This window comes from Vibrio sp. 2096 (genome assembly GCF_033339595.1).
GTDB classification, from domain to species: Bacteria; Pseudomonadota; Gammaproteobacteria; order Enterobacterales; family Vibrionaceae; genus Vibrio; species Vibrio alginolyticus.
The window spans coordinates 18,397-33,865 of the sequence record NZ_JAWOUX010000017.1 but is presented as its reverse complement, the minus strand read 5'-3'; the positions used below and the strand labels follow the sequence as shown (position 1 = coordinate 33,865).

The window sequence follows — 15,469 nt, the reverse complement described above, 5'->3', positions numbered from 1 at the left end:
ACAAATAAGGTGGTCTTAATGACCACCCTATTGTGTTGTTTACTATTCGTCTAGTGCTTTAGTCACTTTTTCGAATAGATCTTTAGCAAGATTATCCATTGCTTTGAGCTTTTCAAGTTCTGCACGAATCATTGCTTGGCGAGCTTCATCGTATTTACGGAACTTAAGCAAAGGATCAATCATTCGAGAAGCTACTTGTGGGTTCGAATCATTTAGTTGGCGAAGAATTTCACCGGCAAATTGGTAACCTACGCCGGATGTATCATGGAAACGTACAGGGTTCGCACTTAAGAACGAGCCAATTAAGCTGCGCGTACGGTTCGGATTTTTCAAACTAAATGCTTCGTGGTTCATGGTTGCTTTTACTTTTTCAAGAGCATCCTCTGCAGGATTGCTACCTTGAAGTGCAAACCACTTATCCATAACCAAACCATCGTGCTTCCATTTATCGCTATAATCAGCCATAAGTGCTTCACGACACTCAAGCTGAGCGTTATTTGCAGCACTCATCGCAGCAATCGTATCTGTCATGTTATTTGCAGATGCGTACTGCGCATTGACTAAATCATTACCTTTTGCCGTATGTGCTAGGTACTGTAGGCAACGGTTACGTAAAGCACGCTTGCCAATAGCAGCATGGTCGATCGTATACTCTGCTTGCTTAAGCGTGTGATAAGTCGCACTTAGCTCATCTTCTAATTCCTTAGAAAGTGACACTGTAATGCTGTTTAGCACTTTGTCTACGGCATCGATATCAATTTGCTGGTACCAACCAGTAATCTCATTGATTGAAGGCATAGAGAAAACTTGAGCAATGAAAGCTGGCTCAAGCGTTTCATCCAACAGCACACCGCGGAAAGCATCTATCACACCTTCAGAAAGCGATACTTCTTGTCCCGCTTGAACGTTTTTCACATTCTGACGAATGTATTTAGCCAATAGCATTTGGCTAGCGTCCCATCGAGCAAAATCGTTCGTTGCGTGCTTCATCAAGAAGACTAACTCGTCATCGCTGTAATCGTATTCTAATTTGACTGGTGCCGAGAATTCACGCAACAAAGATGGCACTGGCTGTTCTTCGACATTTTCAAATACGAACGTTTGCTTATCTTGTTTAATATCCAGCACGTTATGAACAGATTCACCGTTACTCATCAATGGGATAACTCGACCTTTCGAATCATACAACTCGATATCGAACGGAATATGCAGCGCTTGTTTTTCTGCTTGGTCTTGCGTCGGCTCCGTAAATTGCTCTACCGTTAGTGCGTAAGTTTTTGCATCAGCGTTGTATTCGCTATTTACGCGCAGCGTTGGTGTACCCGATTGGCCGTACCACAGACGGAACTGTTTTAAATCAACACCGCTGGCATCTTCCATTGCAGAAACAAAGTCTTCACACGTCGCGGCGGTACCATCGTGACGTTCAAAATAAAGTTTCATTCCTTTTTGGAAGCCCTCTTCGCCAAGGAGTGTATGGTACATACGAATAACTTCGCTGCCCTTTTCATAGACCGTTAGCGTGTAGAAGTTATTCATCTCAATGACTTTGTCAGGACGAATCGGGTGAGACATTGGGCTTGCATCTTCCGCAAATTGAGGACCACGAATAATACGTACGTTATCAATACGGTTATCAGCACGAGAGCCTAAGTCAGAGGAGAATTCTTGGTCACGGAATACGGTTAAGCCTTCTTTTAGACTTAGTTGGAACCAGTCACGACAAGTGACACGGTTGCCAGTCCAGTTGTGGAAGTACTCATGACCGATCACAGCTTCGATACCTAAATAGTCACGATCTGTCGCAGTTTGATCGTTCGCCAGAACATATTTTGAGTTAAAAATGTTCAAGCCTTTGTTTTCCATTGCACCCATGTTGAAGAAATCAACAGCAACGATCATATAAATATCCAGATCGTATTCCAGGCCAAAGCGTTCCTCATCCCACTTCATCGAGTTGATCAAAGATGTCATCGCATGACCTGCACGATCTAAGTTACCTTTATCAACAAAGATTTCTAAATCAACACTGCGACCTGACATCGTTGTATATTTGTCACGCAATACATCAAAGTCGCCTGCAACAAGGGCGAACAAGTAAGCTGGTTTTGGATGCGGATCCTGCCATTGAACCCAATGACGACCGTTCTCTGCATCACCTTCTGCAATTCGGTTACCATTGCTCAGCAAATATGGGTAAGCCGCTTTATCTGCGATCACTTTTGTTGTGTATTTTGCTAGAACATCCGGACGGTCTAGATAGTACGTGATACGGCGGAAGCCCTCAGCCTCACACTGAGTACAAAATGCGCCGCCTGATTTGTACAAACCTTCGAGTGCTGTATTCGCTTCAGGATCAATTTTGGTGACGATTTCAAGTTCAAACTCGGATGGAAGATCGGTCAGTACCAGCGATGACTCCTTCACCTCGTGATGAGCCCAATCCTCACCATTTACTTTTACAGCGTGTAGCTCAAGTCCTTCGCCATCGAGTTCTAGCGTTGTTGTATCGCCTTTTTGAGCAACTTTTGATACCGCCGTAACGATTGTGTCATTGTCATATAGATCAAAAGTAAGATCGATATCAGTAATCGCATGAGATGGCTCTTTATAATCTTTACGATATTTGGCCTGGGGAGCTTGAGACATGAGCATAAATCCTTGTATGTCGAACAACAAAAATACCAGACTGCATGATCAAAAATGCAGTTCTGGTATCACTATATAAGCTATTTGTAGGGGTTGTGGTATCAGAATACAAGTCTTTCCATCAAAAAACGGAGCTTTTAGTGCTCTAGCTCCGTTTTTTGATTAACATTTAAACAACATTAATGACTTACCGTACGCACGCGTAATTTGGCGCATGTTAAAGGCATCATGGCGTAACTCTATTGAGTACGGCGTACATATCACCATTGGAATCTTCGATCGTTAGCTCATTCTTGTTGAGCTTATACGTGGTTCCATGCTCGCCATTTTCATACAACAGAACCAAAAACTCATCTTCTGTGTAAAACACACCTTGTTTGATGGACTCATCCCCTTCTTCGTTCGAAACCCTAAACATGAACACGAAATCAGGTTGAAGTATCAAATCCATCTGATTAATGTTGTTTGCCACAAGACCGTCGCCAGATACGTGAGAGCTAGACCAAATACCTGCAAGTGAATTGGATAATCCCTTAGTGAATGTTACACCATTAAGATCAAGCGTGTTATGGTTGTTGCGATAGGCATAAATTTGAGGCTCGTCGGTGTTTAAACCAAGAACGATGGTGTCTTCATTTGCGTTATACAGCCCTTCCCAATGGTCAACGGAATAGTCTTTCTTTTGAATATCAATAGAAAAGCTGTAGTCAGAACCTAATGAGAGTTTGATCGCACGAAAGTTTTCAGCCGACTCTTCGGGGTTTGGGTTCATCAAATACCAGTCTCCGATGAGAAACGGCGTGTCAAAGTGACTTAATTCATCTTCTCTGGTGTTTTCTCCACCAAACACACTAAAGCAGCAAAAGCTAAGTAAAATAAAGAACCACTTCATATCGGCATCCTTATCGTTTTCTTTTAGCTTAGCCAGTAGTCCTCACTTTCGCGAAATTTTAGATGTAGATCACGTAAATTATTGGGGGAAAATAAGCGAATATCTTGCTCGATATCGAGACAGCGGGAGACAAAAAGGCATAAAAAAAGAGTGAATCTGAAAGACTCACTCTTTTTATTCTAAATTGCCAGTTATTATGACTGATTTTCCTGCTTAAGTAGATCGACCATAATCGCGACAGACTCATCTAAATAAACATCAGGAGCCTCGTAATCTTTTGGTATGTCATCCAATGTTTTGAATGCTTTTTTACCCAAAGCAACTTGACGTTCATTTATGCGTTGTAATCGAAGGGCTTCCGCTTTATCCGATTCAGCTTTACGAACTTTTTCGTTCAAAGACAAAGTATTATCGTCTTTTTCTTTACGATATTTCTCGATGTCTTCATTGATAAAGCGGAACTCCATTTCATCAGAAATACGCTTGTTATGAAGAGCAGTAAGTTTTTCAACTAAGGCGTCGTTACTTGGAAACGTTTGATATTGTGCTTTATCAATCTGATCCCAAGGTAAAGCATTGTCTTCAACACTTTCACCTGTTTCAGAAGCCTCAATTGGCGTTGGGTACGAAATATCTGGTGCAACACCACGATTTTGCGTACTTCCACCGTCAATACGATAAAACTTCTGAATCGTGTACTGAACATAACCTAGCTCTTTATCGAAAAGATCGTAAATATGATTCAGTGAACGATGTTGCTGAACTGTACCTTTACCGAAAGAGTTTTCACCTAAGATGATTGCACGATTATAATCTTGCATTGCCGCTGCAAAAATTTCAGATGCTGAAGCACTGTAGCGGTTAATCAATACCGTCAATGGGCCATCATAACTCACTTTTCCATCGGTATCGGCATTCACCTTGATGCGGCCATAGCTGTCACGAACTTGAACTACAGGACCTTCTTTAATGAATAAACCTGTCAATGCCGTCGCTTCTGTTAGCGCACCACCACCATTGTTACGTAGATCAACGATTACGCCGTCAACGTTTTTGGTTTTCAACTCAGCTAGTAATTTATCGGTGTCTTTCGATAAGCCGACGTAGAAACTTGGTACTTCTAAAATACCAATCTTCTTACCGTCTTTTTTGATGATTTCTGACTTAACCGCACGATCTTCTAAGCGAACTTTGTCACGAACAATTGTGACAATGTAACTCTTCGCATCGTTACCTTCTGGCAAGATCTGTAGATTAACCTTTGTGCCTTTAGGGCCTTTGATTAACTGAACAACATCATCCAGACGCCAACCGATCACGTCGACAATTTCTTCACCGTCTTGTCCAACACCAGTGATTCGGTCCCCTTCACCAAGTTGCTTACTCTTCGACGCCGGACCGCCAACAACAAGTGAACGAATTACTGTGTAATCGTCTGTCATTTGCAAAACGGCGCCGATGCCTTCTAGAGAAAGGTTCATTTCCGATTGGAATTGCTCGGCATTACGTGGAGAAAGGTAGCTTGTATGAGGGTCAACCTGTCGCGCGAAGGCATTCATATACAACTGAAATGCGTCTTCATTGTTGGTCTGTGTGATGCGCTTCATCGCGTTGTTATAACGCTTCTCTAAAACTTCTTTAATCTCTGGCCACTCTTTGCCAGTCAGTTTCAGATTTAACGCGTCATATTTCACACGCTTGCGCCACAACTCGTTGAGCTCTGCTTCGTCTTTTGGCCATGCGGCGTCAGAGCGGTCTAACTCTATCTCGTCATCGGTATCAAACTTGATCTCTTCATCGAGTAGAGTTAACGCATAAGCAAAACGATCGAAACGCTTCTGCATTGAGAGGTTGTAAACATCAAAAGCAATTTGGTTGTTGCCCGATTTAAGCTGATCATCAAGCTCGACTGACCAATTTTTAAATGAGTCGATGTCTGCTTGAGTGAAAATATTTCTATTGTAATCAAGCAACTCTACATAGCGTTCAAAGATCGCTTTAGAGAAATCATCATTGAGGCTGAAGTGCTTATAATGAGAGCGGGTAAATCGCGAGGTGACTCGTTTGCTAGCTGTTTCATGCTGAACTTCAGGAGAAAGAACCGGCAGGTCATCTTTATGTAGTTTGGCTTCAAGAGCCTGAGCTGATGCTGCTAGCCATAAGCTAGCAGCAATCAGGGTCACTTTTGAACGGCAATTCATGCGTAGGAGTATCTCCTTTATGCGCGCAAGTGCTCCGCTTTCACAACCATTTGTAGGCCGTTAGCAAGTTGAACACGTACATCATCCTTATTGATTTCAACAATGGTCGCTGCCATGTTTCCTTTGCCCATGTTCACGTTAACTGCGTTACCTACTGTGATTTCATCAGCATTTAGAGCGCGCGTTTCTACAGGCTTAGTTGGTTTTTGTACTTTTGGTTTATTAGTACGACGAGGCTGTTGAGGCTTTTTAGCCGCAGGTTTCGCTTTCGCCTTACCCTCTTCACGAGCTTTTTGTGCTTGTTCTTTACGACGAGCCTGAACTTTCGCCTTGCTTTCTGCAAGTGTCGCTTTCGCGTGTTCAACGTGCTCTTCTTCTAGCTCACCACAAGGGTTGCCATCTAGGTCTACACGTACTGCACCTGGTTTTACACCGTGTAGGTAACGCCATGATGAAGTGTACTGTCTTAACGCTGCACGAAGCTGTGTTTTGCTTACTTTTTCGTCTTCATTTAGACGTTCCGCAAGATCTTGAAAAATACCAATTTTCAGAGGTTTTGCTTCACCTTCTAAAGTAAAGCACTTAGGGAAACATTCAGCAATATATGCAATAACTTCTTTGCTGTTTTTTAACTTTTCAGTCATGAGGGGTCCTGATTTGAGCGGATTTCCGCGAGCATTAAGAAAAAATATTCTCGTATTATAGTGACATGCCAAGGAAAAACCACACTCGAAGGCTAATTTATGCGTCGTTCGCGTGTGAATTAAGCAGCTTTTCTACTTCAACCATGAAATGAGTGAGACCTTCTTCGTCTGTTTCATTAAATCGGCCAATACTTGGACTATCAATATCAAGTACACCAACCACCTTTCCATTAATAGAAAATGGAATCACAATTTCTGAATTGCTCGCTGCATCGCACGCAATATGCCCCTCAAATTCGTGAACGTCGTATACTCTTTGTATAGTATTAGTTTGTGCAGCAGTACCGCAGACGCCTCGACCCATTGGGATACGAACACAAGCTGGTTTTCCTTGGAACGGACCAAGAACAAGCTCTTCACCTTTTGTTAGGTAAAAGCCTGCCCAGTTAAGATCGTCAAGTTCCATGAAAAGCAATGAGCTCAAGTTTGCTAGGTTCGCAATAAAGTCTGGTTCAGACTCAATTAGAGCAACAGCTTGTTTGGTTAGTCTTTGGTATTGTTCTAAGTTCATATTAACTTCCTACTTACTATAAAAGCTTCCATTCTCAATGTATGGCGCTAAAATGCAGCCCTACTTTATAATAGGACTTATTCTCAATTACAATGCTTCTGAAAAATGACACTATTAGCCGTTCTTGGTTGATAACACAAGTAAAAAAGCACAAGTCCAAGCTGATCATAGCGAACTTGATAGCGGTGCTTGCAACCTTGATTAGTGTTCCAATTCCCCTCCTCATGCCTTTGATGGTTGATGAGGTCTTATTGGACCAACCTGCAAAAGGCTTAGATGCCATGAATGCCATTCTCCCTGAAGCGTGGCACACTCCGACAGGCTATATTTTCTTCACCCTGTTCTTGGTTGTTCTTATGCGAGCTGCGAGCCAAGGATTAAATATCCTTCAAAGCCGACAATTTACGCTTGTTTCAAAAACCATCACGTTTGAGATGCGCAGTAAAATGATCGACAAACTCGGCCGTATCAGCATCCGACAATACGAAACCAAAGGTAGCGGAGGAATCAACGCACACCTTATCACTGACATTGAGACCATTGATAAATTTATTGGTTCTACGTTAGCAAAATTCGTTATCAGTTTTCTGACTGTTATTGGTACTGCTATCGTTCTACTTTGGCTCGATTGGCGACTTGGTCTGTTTATCCTGTTAGTTAACCCTATTGTCATTTACTTCTCACGTAAACTAGGCAGTATGGTTAAACATCTGAAACGGAAGGAAAATCATTCTTTTGAAATTTTCCAAAACCGTTTAGTTGAAACATTAGATGGAATCTACCAACTACGCGCGGCCAATAAAGAGCGAGAATTTCTCCAGCAACTCAAAGACAGTGCGAACCAAGTTCGCGTTGATGCAGACAAGTATGCTTGGCAATCTGAAGCGGCTGGTCGCGTTTCTTTCCTTCTCTTTTTGATCGGCTTTGAATTATTCAGAGCTGTCGCAATGTTAATGGTCATGTTCAGTGACCTTACTATTGGCCAAATATTTGCCGTTTTTGGTTACCTATGGTTCATGCTGTCTCCTGTTCAAGAGTTGCTTGGGATTCAGTTTTCTTGGTATAGCGCTAAAGCGGCATTAAAACGCATCAACGACTTATTAGAGTTAGAAGAAGAGCAGAGACCGGTTCCTAAGGTAAATCCTTTCAAAGAAGGTAGAGAAGTTGATGTTAAAGTAGAAAACATTAATTTCTCTTACAATAATGAAAACAAAGTCCTAGATAATCTTTCTTTACATATGCCGGCAGGAAAGAAAGTGGCGTTGGTTGGTGCAAGCGGCGGTGGTAAGTCAACCTTGATACAATTACTTATTGGGGTTTACCGTCAAAACTCCGGTAGCATTCGCTTTAATGATGAATTAACAGAAGATATTGGTTTTGAAGTAATTCGCGACAAAATTGCCGTGGTATTACAGCAACCTATACTATTTAACGATACCTTGAGGCATAATCTAACGCTTGGTGGGAATTTTGACGAAATGTCACTTTGGCGTGCGCTTGAAGTGGCTCAGCTGCATGATGTAATTTCTCAACTTAACCACGGCTTGGATACTCAAGTTGGTCGTAATGGCATTCGTTTGTCAGGAGGTCAACGACAACGGCTTGCCATTGCTAGAATGGTGCTGAGTAATCCTCAATTTGTTATTTTAGACGAAGCCACGTCTGCGCTAGATACCGCTACTGAAGCGGCTTTACACAAAGCACTGACCGAGTTCTTACGTGGTAGAACAACATTAATCGTTGCGCACCGACTATCCGCTGTGAAACAAGCCGATTTGATCTACGTGCTTGAAGATGGGAAAGTGACGCAAACAGGTACTCATGGTGAGTTAGTTGAGCAAGAAGGCTTATATCAAACCTTATATGGGGGCATACAATCCCACGCTTAAATCGTTCAAGCTAGAGAGGTCGTTATGACCTCTCTGTCTAAGCACGCCATGCAACCCAATAACGTACGTTTGTGCCAAGGTTGTGAATTGCCTGTCGACATCGTCGACTTACCCCATGGCAAAAATGCACACTGCCCTCGTTGTGGTACACAATTATATCGCGGAGGTAGCCCTAGCCTCTCTGGTAATCTAGCCGTCGCGATAACCTGTATCCTACTATTTATTCCATCGCACTTTTTTAACTTTATTAGCATCCGACTCTTTGGTGTGATGATTCCGGCCACCCTGCCTTCAGGGATGATCACATTGATGGAAGAAGGATTTGTTCTTCTTTCATTGCTCATTCTATTTTGTAGCTCTCTAGCGCCACTGACGGTTTGTGTTTCAGTGGTAACGGCGCATATTTCTTTACATCAACGATGGTTCCGTGGGCTTCGTATCTCACTGTGGCTAATTCAACATTTGAAGCATTGGGTTATGTTGGATGTGTTCTTAGTTAGCATCGCCATTTCCTGTTTTAAACTCCAAGATTATTCCGACATTTTCGTCGGCCCAGGGTTAATTGGTCTGGTTCTTTTGCAGATATTTACCGTTTTGTTAGTTTCAAGAATCAGCGTGCGTCGTTATTGGGAAGCTTGGAAACCAGAAAGTTTATATGCTTTTGAGCATAAAGATGTGCATTGCCATGAATGCCACTTGTCCCAGCCTGAAGGTGACCATTGCCAGCGTTGTCATCACGAGTTATATCATCGCAAGCCAAACTCCATTCAGAAAACATGGGCTTACCTCATCGCAGCAACGGTCGCCATCTTCCCCGCTAACCTGATCCCTATTTCCATCTTGCTTACCAATGGTAAGCGTTTGGAGGACACTATTTTTTCAGGCGTGGCTGGTTTGGTAAAAAGCGGCATGTATGGAATCGCTGCGATCATTTTTGTTGCCAGTATCGTTGTCCCGGTGATTAAAATACTTGGGCTCGCCTACATCATGCTTTGCATCCAATTCAAACGTTCGGTGTTTAAGAGACAACGAATGATGGTTTACTTTGTTGTTAAATGGATCGGTAAATGGTCTGTGATGGATTTGTTTGTTATTTCTATCATGATGACCTTAGTCGATCGTGGTCAGATACTGGATTTCACACCAGGATATGGCGCCGTAGCATTTGGTGTTGTCGTAGTGTTGACCATGCTTGCAGCAGAAAGTATTGATCCAAGGCTAATCTGGGACCAAACAAGCCCAAAACAATCAGAAAAAGAGTCAATGAATGAGTGATCAGAACAGTTCTCAAACGTCATACGTACCAGATGTAAAGCGGAGTAAAGGCATATCTCCTCTTTGGCTGTTGCCAATTTTGACCATGGTCTTAGCTGGCTGGCTTGTTGTGAAGTCGATACACGATGCAGGACAACGAGTGCAAATCTATTTTTCTGATGCCGCTGGTCTTGTCGCCGGCCGAACCACTATCCGTTACCAAGGATTAGAAGTCGGCATGGTAAGAGACATTAACCTCACCGAAGATCTCGGCAGTATTTATGTCGATGCTGATATCTATCCTGAAGCTGCAAAGTTACTGAACGATAAAACACGCTTTTGGTTAGTAAAACCAACAGCTAGCCTAACGGGAGTTTCCGGACTGGATGCGCTCGTCTCAGGTAACTACATCTCGATTCAACCCGGAGATGGTCAAGAGTTTGAGACAACATTCCATGCGTTAGACTCTGCCCCAACAGATTTACGCGTTTCTCAAGGTTTGAATATTAAGCTCAAAAGCCGTGATTTAGGTGGTGTATCGGTTGGCTCTCAAATTGTTTATAGGAAAATCCCAATCGGTGAAGTGTACAGTTACCAGCTAGATGAAGATGCAAAATCTATCACTATTCAAGCCAACATTCAGGATCAATACCGACATATCATTAACAACCGCAGTCGATTCTGGAACGTCAGTGGAATTGGTGCCAGCATCGGTTTTGAAGGTGTCGATGTAAGACTAGAAAGCATGAGTGCCTTACTAGGTGGCGCCATCGCCGTCGACTCTCCGGATGATGGTGAGCCTGTAGAAGAGAACACCGAGTTCCGTTTGTATAAAGATTTGAAAACTGCTGGTCGAGGCATCGCGGTTAAAATCGTCCTACCTGATGACAGCAAGATCAGCGGAGAAGGCGCTCCAATTATGTATCGCGGAATCGAAATTGGCCAAGTTACGGACTTGAGCCTTTCCGAAGGCCGAGAAGTGATATTGGCGTCAGCGGCAATTCAACCCGCTTTTAGTGACATGCTGACGACAGGTACTCGATTTGTCTTAGAAGAAGCAAAAGTGTCCCTTTCTGGTGTTGAAAACATTGCTAATTTAGTGCGAGGAAACTTCTTAACGATCGTGCCGGGCGCGGGTGAACGCTCTCGCCGCTTTACTGCCATTCGTAAAAACGTGTTTAACCAACAGCAAGAAAAGTCCATCGCGATTCGGTTGGTGTCCGACAATTCGTTTGGCCTAGATAGCGGTGCCAATGTACTTTATAAAGGCATCGTTGTTGGTTCAATCATCAAAGTGGGCCTAGTTAAGGAAGATAAAAAATCACAACACGAAGTATTTATGGATGTATTGATTGACCATGAATACAAACATCTGATCAAATCAAACAATCGTTTTTATGTAACCGGCAGTGCATCAGCAGAGTTAACTGAATCCGGGCTCAGCGTTACCGTTCCTCCAGCAAAGCAGTTGTTAACCGGGTCAATTAGTTTTGTGAGCGAAGGCAAGCAAGATATTCAAAAAGAGTATCAACTGTTCCAAAATGAATCATTGGCTGAATTGGCGCAGTACAATCAAAGTGGCTCTAGGGCGCTAACACTATTTGCTTCTGAATTGCCGCCGATTTCCAAAGGCAGTCCTCTACTCTATCGTAATCTTCCAGTTGGTAACGTCTCCGATTTCCAACTAGTTGATGGCGGAGTACTAATTAAGGCTACTATCGAAAACCGCTTCGCTTATCTTGTAACGCCAAAAACCGTTTTTTGGAATCGTTCAGGGATTGAGATAGATGCATCATTAGCTGGCGTCAGTGTGAAAGCACACCCTTTGAAGTCGTTAATCGAAGGTGGCATCGCTTTTGACTCCGTGCCAGGCGTTGAAAACAAAATCGGAGAAAACTGGAAGCTGTATTCTGATCAAAAAACCGCTCGCAAGTTTGGGCGCGTCATTGCTTTAGAAACCGACGGTTCACAAGAGATTGCTAAAGGAATGCCGATTGAATATCAAGGTGTTAAAGTTGGTGAAATCACTCTGGTTGTACCGAATTTTCGTCGTAACATGGTTGAAGTCACTGCAAGGATCCTACCTGAATACGTAGAAAACATTGCGGTTGAAGGTTCACATTTTTGGCTAACTGAACCAGAAATTGGTTTAGGTGGCGTTAAAAACCTCGGAGCGTTGGTGTCGAAATCCATCAGTGTTGAACCAGGTAAAGGTAAAGCCAAATTTGATTTTCAGTTAGAAAATAGTTCAGAACGCGTGCATGGAATCATGTTTACGTTACAAAGTGAACAAAGAGGCTCAGTACAAGTCGGTACCCCTATCCTTTACCGCCAGATGGAAGTTGGCCAAGTGACCGACGTAAGCCTAGGAGAATTTGCTGATCGCATCGTCACGACTATCAAAATACAGCCTGAATATGCTTACCTCGTTCGTCAAAACAGTGTGTTCTGGAATGTTTCAGGAGTAGATGTTTCCATCGGGCTTACCGGCGCTAACATCAAAGCGGGAACCTTTGATAGTTTAGTTCGCGGAGGAATTGCGTTTTCAACGCCAGAGCAATCGACTATTCCACCAGCGGCAAAGAGTGGGCAATCTTTCTTTTTGTATCCACAAGCTGAAGAAGGTTGGACTCAATGGCGTACAGCGATTCCTAAGCCGTAGAATAAAGCTCAATTCACGTACAATTGAAGTTTGATCACTTTAAAAGAGCAGCAATCGCTGCTCTTTTTTATTGCTCGGCCCTTGTCACTATTCGTTTCTGCTTCGCTTTCGTATATTATTTGCCACAAATTCTGCAAACGAGATCCCACATTGCATCCTAATGTTTACATCCCAGACGCGTTTCTGGAAAAAATCCAAACCATCCTTCCTGCTCACCTCAACATGGAAGACTTTATCGCTTCGTGCCAAAAGCCACTGCGCAAAAGTATTCGAGTTAATACGTTGAAGATCAGTGTTGAAGCGTTTCTAGAACGAGCAGAAACAAAAGGCTGGAAGCTTTCTCCTGTGCCTTGGTGTGACACAGGTTTTTGGATTGAAGCGGATGAGTCAGTTGTACCATTAGGCAACACAGCAGAACACATGTCTGGCTTATTCTACATTCAAGAAGCCAGTTCGATGATGCCGGTATCTGCTCTGTTTATGAATGATGAATCTTACGATGCCGTGTTAGATACCGCAGCCGCTCCAGGCTCAAAAACCACTCAAATTGCAGCTTTAATGAACAACGAAGGTGTACTTGTGGCCAATGAATACGCCGCAAGTCGTGTAAAAGTACTGCACGCTAATGTGGAACGTTGTGGGGTACGTAACGCCGCACTAAGTAACTTCGATGGACGCGTTTTTGGCGGTTGGCTACCAGAACAATTTGATGCGGTTTTGCTCGACGCGCCTTGCTCTGGAGAAGGCACCGTTCGCAAAGACGAAGATGCGATGAAAAACTGGACGCAAGCTTCCGTACTCGACATCGCTGACACACAGAAAGATCTTATTGAAAGCGCCTTCCATGCATTAAAGCCCGGTGGTGTGATGGTTTACTCAACATGTACGCTCAGTACAGAAGAAAACCAACAAGTTTGTCAACACTTGAAAGAAACCTTTGGGGATGCTGTAGAGTTTGAAAGGCTTGAGAACTTGTTTGAAAACGCAGAGGCAGCTCTAACTGAAGAAGGCTTTTTGCATATTTTCCCGCAGGTCTACGACAGTGAAGGGTTCTTTGTTGCAAGAATTCGCAAACAGGCTGCTGTTGAGGCGCCAGAAGTCAAAAAGCGCATGGGGAAATTCCCCTTTGCTAAAACTTCAAAAAAAGAATCGACAGAAATTGCTCAACAACTCCAAAGCGCGTTAGGTATTAAACTTCCAAATGACAGTTCTGTATGGCTTCGCGATAAAGATGTCTGGTTATTCCCTAATGCTTTAGAACCGATGATCGGCGAATTACGCTTCTCCCGTATGGGTATAAAGATCGCGGAAGCCCATAAAAATGGCTACCGTTGGCAACACCAAGTCGCGACTGCCCTGGCGACAGGTTCTGAAAGCAACGCCATTGAACTCAGTATTGAAGAAGCGCGCGAATGGTACATGGGGCGTGATGTTCGCCCACAAACCATTCCTGAGGGAATGAAAACAGGTAAAGGCGAAGTACTTGTCACCTATCAAGGCGCAGTTATTGGCCTTGGCAAGTGGGTAAGCAACCGAATAAAGAATGGCCTCCCTCGCGAATTAGTACGAGATAAGAACTTATTTTAAAAGACGTAACGAACCATAAATAATTAAAAAGCCATCGTATTTGCGATGGCTTTTTAATTCGTAAGTATGAAAGCAAGTGGGCTCGCTAGCGATCCGGACACGCTGTACTAAACTAGTTGTATCAAAGTAATGCTTTGATGTGGCATTTCTCTCTATGTTCACCAACAAAATTATTGTTGGACAAGTTTAGCGCAGGCTCTGCGGAGCCGTTTCCCCTAGGCCCAAAAAAAGGAAAAGTTTGGGCCGTTTTTTTGGCTGTAGATCCGCTATACGTGAGTTTGGACTACGCTAGACGAATACCGTCTTTCTCAATGACAATTTTACCCTGCTTGTATAAGCCACCGATGGTCTTTTTATAAGTCCCTTTACTTGTGCGGAAAGCATCAAAAATCGCTTCAGGAGACGACTTGTCATTCAAAGGCAAAAATCCGCCTTTCTTCTCTAGCAGGTCAAGGATCTTACTAGAAAGATCGTCCATTTTCGCCACACCGACTTTTTGTAGAGCAAGGTCGATTTTGCCATCTTCACGAATGTGCTTAATAAAGCCTTTCAGCTTTTTACCGATGTAAAGCTTACCAAAAACATCCGATGGGAAAATCATGCCCCAATGCTTACCGTTAACGATAGCTTTATAACCAAGTTGACTACGCTCTGCGATGATCAAATCAACTTGTTCGTTAACTTCATAATTCGCTGGAGTTTTATCTAACCATTTATTGAACTTAGTCGTACCAACAATGCGACCTGACGCTTTGTCGGTATAAACATACACTAAAATGGTTTGTCCGGCAGAGAAGCGAGTGCGTTGCTCACTAAAAGGAATCAGTAAGTCCTTTTCTTTGATGCCCCAATTTACAAAAGCACCTGTCGCATTCACACCCTCAATCTTCATTAAACCCCATTCACCCACTTGGGCAATTGGTCTTTCAATGGTCGCAGCAAGTTGGCTTTCTGAATCGAAGTACAGAAATACGTCTACATGCTCACCAATTTCAGTACTCTCTGGTACATACTTACTAGGTAGTAGAACAGAACCGTAATCATCGCCATCCAGAAATACGCCAAAATCAGCCTTTTTAATGACTTCTAAGCTGTTAATTTGACCAATTTTAATCATTGA

10 protein-coding genes are annotated in these 15,469 nt (G+C 43.1%); 4 read left to right on the top strand and 6 right to left on the bottom strand.

Annotated elements, in window-relative coordinates:
• Positions 1-42 precede the first annotated feature (42 nt).
• From pepN to R7Q41_RS21595, 5 genes are all read right to left on the bottom strand, one after another.
• Positions 43-2,649, bottom strand: coding sequence for an aminopeptidase N (gene pepN, locus R7Q41_RS21615; protein ID WP_005377439.1), 2,607 nt, complete (start codon positions 2,647-2,649; stop codon positions 43-45).
• A 226-nt stretch (positions 2,650-2,875) separates the two neighbouring features.
• Positions 2,876-3,541 (bottom strand): hypothetical protein, encoded by a 666-nt coding sequence (locus tag R7Q41_RS21610; RefSeq protein WP_005377438.1) that lies wholly within the window; start codon positions 3,539-3,541, stop codon positions 2,876-2,878.
• Between the two features lie 194 nt (positions 3,542-3,735).
• The gene (prc, locus tag R7Q41_RS21605; protein ID WP_005377437.1) at positions 3,736-5,742 is read right to left on the bottom strand and encodes a carboxy terminal-processing peptidase; all 2,007 of its coding nucleotides are present in this window, start codon (positions 5,740-5,742) and stop codon (positions 3,736-3,738) included.
• A 17-nt stretch (positions 5,743-5,759) separates the two neighbouring features.
• On the bottom strand, positions 5,760-6,386 hold the full coding sequence (gene proQ, locus R7Q41_RS21600) for an RNA chaperone ProQ (protein WP_005377435.1): 627 nt from the start codon (positions 6,384-6,386) through the stop codon (positions 5,760-5,762).
• A gap of 97 nt (positions 6,387-6,483) precedes the next feature.
• Positions 6,484-6,957 carry a GAF domain-containing protein gene (locus R7Q41_RS21595; protein WP_005377433.1) on the bottom strand — a complete coding sequence of 158 codons (474 nt, stop codon included), beginning with the start codon at positions 6,955-6,957 and terminating at the stop codon, positions 6,484-6,486.
• A 92-nt stretch (positions 6,958-7,049) separates the two neighbouring features.
• Here R7Q41_RS21595 and R7Q41_RS21590 point away from each other — a divergent pair, with 92 nt between their 5' ends.
• The 4 genes from R7Q41_RS21590 to rsmF all read left to right on the top strand — a co-directional run bounded on the left by R7Q41_RS21590 (position 7,050) and on the right by rsmF (position 14,349).
• Positions 7,050-8,846 (top strand): ABC transporter ATP-binding protein, encoded by a 1,797-nt coding sequence (locus tag R7Q41_RS21590; protein ID WP_005377431.1) that lies wholly within the window; start codon positions 7,050-7,052, stop codon positions 8,844-8,846.
• A 24-nt stretch (positions 8,847-8,870) separates the two neighbouring features.
• Positions 8,871-10,121 carry a paraquat-inducible protein A gene (locus tag R7Q41_RS21585; RefSeq protein WP_005377429.1) on the top strand — a complete coding sequence of 417 codons (1,251 nt, stop codon included), beginning with the start codon at positions 8,871-8,873 and terminating at the stop codon, positions 10,119-10,121.
• Complete coding sequence (locus R7Q41_RS21580; RefSeq protein ID WP_005377427.1) at positions 10,114-12,762, top strand: MlaD family protein; 2,649 nt, start codon at positions 10,114-10,116, stop codon at positions 12,760-12,762. Before R7Q41_RS21585 ends, R7Q41_RS21580 begins: the two co-directional genes overlap by 8 nt.
• 150 nt (positions 12,763-12,912) lie before the next feature.
• Positions 12,913-14,349: a 16S rRNA (cytosine(1407)-C(5))-methyltransferase RsmF gene (gene rsmF / locus R7Q41_RS21575; RefSeq protein ID WP_005377425.1), complete on the top strand. Its 1,437-nt coding sequence runs from the start codon at positions 12,913-12,915 to the stop codon at positions 14,347-14,349.
• A gap of 283 nt (positions 14,350-14,632) precedes the next feature.
• Here rsmF and R7Q41_RS21570 read toward each other — a convergent pair whose 3' ends face one another.
• Positions 14,633-15,466 (bottom strand): S1 RNA-binding domain-containing protein, encoded by an 834-nt coding sequence (locus R7Q41_RS21570; protein ID WP_005377423.1) that lies wholly within the window; start codon positions 15,464-15,466, stop codon positions 14,633-14,635.
• Positions 15,467-15,469: the final 3 nt, after the last annotated feature.